The following is a 4,232-nucleotide window of genomic DNA, read 5'->3' as shown; positions in this document are numbered from 1 at the left end:
TTCCAGGAATATCTCGGCGGTGTTGAGCGCGTTCTGACCGATCTTCTCGATGATCTTGTTGACCTTGAAGCCCGGGCACTTTTCCTTCTCGACCATGAACAGCGAGATGCCCTTGGCGCCGGAGCCGGCCTCGCCCGTGCGGGCGGCCACGAGCACCAGGTCGGCCTGATCGCCCAGCGTGCAGAAGATCTTGTTGCCGTTGAGCACGTACTCATTGCCTTCACGGCGGGCGGTGGTGCGCAGGGCCTTGACGTCGGTGCCCGCGTCGGGCTCGGTGATCGCCACGGCGATCATCTTCTTGCCGCTGGCGATGTCAGGCATCCAGCTCAGCAGCTGCTCGTGGCTGGCCGTGCCATGGAAGAAACCGGGGCTGTTGAGGGCCCCGGGAATGAAGCCGAAGGTGGTGTCGCAGATGCGCGCCTGCTCTTCCATCATGACCACTTCGTGCGCGAAGGTACCGCCCATGCCACCGTAGGCCTCGGGGATGCTCATGCACAGCAGGCCCAGTTCACCGGCCTTTTCCCAGACATCACGGTCGATACGGTGCTGGCGGCGGAATTTCTCGGCCTTGGGCGCGACTTCATCCTCGAAGAAGCGGCGCGCTGTCACGCGCAGCATGTCGAGTTCCTCGGTCATCCAGGGCGAACGGTAAGTTGAAGTCATCGGGGTCTCCATGTTGCAGTGGAAGCGGATTGTGGCGATCTCGCTCAAAAAAGTCAACCAACCGGTTGATTGACAAATTGCAGATTCGCCGACACAATCCGCCATCAACACGAAATATCCGTCCAAACCCTAGAGACAACCACCCCAAGGAGCAAGCATGCAGACCGATCTTTTGTCAAACAATGAGTGGATAGGTAAGGCCTTTGGTGCGAAGGGCTGGCAGCCACTGCGAGGCGGCGCCATCGACGTGGTCGAGCCGGCCACGGGCCGCACGATCTCGCGGGTTGCCCTGGCCAACGCGCAGGACATGCGCGGCGCCTGCCAGGCGGCCAGGCATGCCCAGAAGGGTTGGGCGGCCATGCCCTATCAGGCCCGTGCGGCCGTGTTTCGCAAGGCGGCTGCGCTGCTGGAGGGTCAGCGTGACGCCTACGCCACCTGGATCATTCGCGAGACCGGCGGCATCCAGCCCAAGGCCATGTTCGAGATCGAATCGGTGCTGCACCTGCTGCACGAAGCCGCCGCCATGCTCACCCAGCCCAAGGGTCTGGTGTTGCCGAGCATCGATGGCGTGACCAGCCTGGCGCGCCGCGTGCCGCACGGCGTGGTTGGCGTGATCTCGCCTTTCAACTTCCCCTTCCTGCTGACCAGCCGTGCCACGCTGCCCGCGCTGGCCTGCGGCAACGCCGTGGTGCTCAAACCCGATCCGCGCACGCCGGTCAGCGGCGGTGTGCTGCTGGCACGCCTGCTGGAAACGGCCGGCCTGCCTGCCGGCGTGCTGCACATGCTCCCAGGCGAAGCCGAGGCCGGTGAAGCCCTGGTGACCGACCCCGATGTCGCCATGATCTCTTTCACCGGCTCCACCGCCGTGGGCCGGCGCGTGGGCGAACTGGCCGGCAAGCACCTGAAGAAGGTCGCACTGGAACTGGGCGGCAAGAACGCGCTGATCGTGCTTGAAGACGCCGACCTCGACCTGGCCGTGTGCGGCGCCGCCTGGGCGTCCTACCTGCACCAGGGCCAGATCTGCATGAGCGCTGGCCGCCACCTGGTGCACGAGTCGCTGCTGGAAGCCTATTCGCAGCGCCTGACGGAAAAGGCCAAGGCGCTGCCGGTGGGCAATCCGCACACCGAGCCCGTGGCCCTCGGTCCGCTGATCACCGACAAGCAGGCCGAGCGCGTGCAGCGCCTGGTGGACGAGTCCGTGCGCATGGGTGCCGTAGTGCTGGCCGGCGGCAAGGCCAACGGCCGCTTCTTCCCGGCCACCGTGCTGACTGGCGTGACACCCAAGATGCCGATCTTCCAGGAAGAGATCTTCGGCCCGGTCATCTCCATCACCAGTTTCAAGGACGAAGCCGAAGCCATTGCCCTGGCCAACGACACGGAATACGGTCTGTCCGCCGGCATCTACACCGGCAACGCCGGCCGCGGCATGGCGCTTGCCGAGCAACTGAACGTGGGTCTGGTGCACATCAACGACCAGACCGTGAACGACGACGGCACGATGCCCATGGGCGGCCGCGGTGCATCGGGCAACGGCTCACGCCATGGCGGCCCCGCCAACTGGGACGAATTCACCCAATGGCAATGGACGACGGTGCGCAATACAGCCCCCACCTACCCACTCTGATTCCATCCACAAACACAAAGGAGACATCGACATGAGCATCCGTTTCAGCCTGCGCCGCACCGCCCGTCGCACCCTGCTGGCCGCCAGCGCAGCCCTCGCCCTGCTGGGCGGCGCCGCCGCGCCGGCCCACGCCCAGGACAAGTCCGTGATCCGCATCCTGGTCGGCTTCCCGGCCGGTGCGGGCACCGACGTGCTGGCCCGTATCTATGGCGAGGCACTGACCGAGGCGCTGGGCGCCACCGTCGTGGTGGAGAACAAGCCCGGCGCGGGCGGCCTGATCTCCAACCAGCTGCTCAAGGCCTCCACGGCCGACAGCAACACGCTGCTGTTCGCGATCGATCACCAGATCGTGATGCTGCCCATCATCACCAAGAACCCCGGCTTCGAGCTCAAGAAGGACATGAAGCCGATCGCGCGCATCACCAATATCTACACCTGTCTGGCCGTGCCGTCGAGCTCGCCTGCCAAGACCGTGGCCGAGTACGTGGAACTGGTGAAGAAGGACTCTTCGCAGGGCAGCTACGGCGTGCCGGCACCCGGTTCCCAGGCGCAGTTTGTCGGTTACGTGATGGGCCAGCACTTCGGCGCCTCGATGGTGCCGGTGCCCTACCGTGGTGCCGCACCCGCCATCGCCGACCTGATCGGTGCGCAGGTGCCGTCGGTGATCGTGCCGTGTGACGCGCTGGTCGAGCACCGCAAGACCGGCAAAGCCCGCGTGCTGGCCGTGGCCGCCGACACCCGCAACCCCTTCATGCCCGACGTGCCCACCTTCACCGAACTCGGCCTGAAGATGCCCGCCGACGGCTTCCTGGGCGTTTACGCCTCGGCCAACTTCAACCCCGCTCTGTACAAGCGCATCGAAGAAGCAACGCGCCGCATGTTCGACAACCCCGCGGTGATGAAGAAGATCGCGTCCACGAACATGGAAGCGTCCTACGCCGATGCCGCAACGCTCGAGGCCTATGTGGACAGAAGCCAGGCCTTCTGGGCCGAGCAGGTGCGCAAGACCAACTTCCAGCTTCAGTGACCCCCTCGCCGAGGACAACTCAACATGAGCATCAAAGACCGCAAGATCGTCAAGGTGGAATGCCTGCCCGTATCCACCCCCCTGAAGAAGCCGGTGATCATGCCCAACACCCGCATCACGTCCATCGACAGCGTGGTGCTCAAGATCACGGCCGATGACGGCACCGTGGGCATTGCCGACTCCGGGGATACCTCGTCGTGGTACCGGGGCGAGCTGCAGGAGAGCATCATCGCGATGATCTGCAACGTCATCGCACCGCGCATCCTGCTGGGCGAGAACCCGTGCCACATCGAGAAGATCGTCGCCAAGATGGACCTGCTGGTGCGCGACAACAACCAGGCCAAGGCCACGGTCGACTTCGCGCTGCACGACCTCAAGGGCAAGCTGCTGGGCGTTCCGGTGTACGAACTGCTGGGCGGTCGCACTGTCGAAGGAGCCCGTCAGGGCTGGGTGCTGTCGGCGGGCAAGCCCGACGACGTCGCCGCCGAAGCCAAGAAGGCCAAGGACATCGGCTTCGCGCTGTTCAAGATGAAGATCGGCTATGGCACGATCCAGGACGACATCGACATGGTGCATGCCGTGCGCGAGGCGGTCGGTCCGGATGCCTACCTGACCATCGACGCCAACGGCTTCTGGAGCTACGAAAAGGCCCTGCACATCATCCGGAAGATCGACTCCGCGGGTCTGGACCTGATCGAACAGCCGCTGCCGCACTGGGACATCGAGGGCATGGCCCGCCTGCGCGCGGCCGTGCGCACACCCATCTACGCCGACGAGTCGGCGCAAGAGCTGCACAACATCAAGGAAATCATCGACCGCCGCGCCGCCGACGGCCTGTTCATCAAGCTGCAAAAGGCCGGTGGCCTGGTCAAGGCCCAGCGCTGGCTGACCATGGCACGCCTGGCCGGCCTGCCGGTG

At 65.0% G+C, this 4,232-nt stretch carries 4 protein-coding genes; 3 read left to right on the top strand and 1 reads right to left on the bottom strand.

Annotation, left to right across the window (positions count from 1 at the left end; all coding sequences use genetic code 11):
- Positions 1-663 (bottom strand): acyl-CoA dehydrogenase family protein (locus PHQ87_RS14690; protein ID WP_300235945.1); only part of this gene is annotated, 663 nt, incomplete at its 3' end.
- Between the two features lie 157 nt (positions 664-820).
- Here PHQ87_RS14690 and PHQ87_RS14685 point away from each other — a divergent pair.
- The 3 genes from PHQ87_RS14685 to PHQ87_RS14675 all read left to right on the top strand — a co-directional run.
- Positions 821-2,287, top strand: a complete 1,467-nt coding sequence (locus PHQ87_RS14685) for a benzaldehyde dehydrogenase (RefSeq protein WP_300235942.1) — start codon at positions 821-823, stop codon at positions 2,285-2,287.
- Positions 2,288-2,318: 31 nt separating this feature from the next.
- On the top strand, positions 2,319-3,314 hold the full coding sequence (locus PHQ87_RS14680; protein WP_300235939.1) for a tripartite tricarboxylate transporter substrate-binding protein: 996 nt from the start codon (positions 2,319-2,321) through the stop codon (positions 3,312-3,314).
- A gap of 24 nt (positions 3,315-3,338) precedes the next feature.
- Positions 3,339-4,232: enolase C-terminal domain-like protein (locus PHQ87_RS14675; protein ID WP_300235936.1), on the top strand; the 894-nt coding region annotated here is incomplete at its 3' end.

The organism is Hydrogenophaga sp. (assembly GCF_028698005.1).
Classification (GTDB): Bacteria; Pseudomonadota; Gammaproteobacteria; order Burkholderiales; family Burkholderiaceae_C; genus Hydrogenophaga.
The sequence above is the reverse complement of the archived record's forward strand: the minus strand, read 5'-3'. Positions and strand labels throughout refer to the sequence as shown.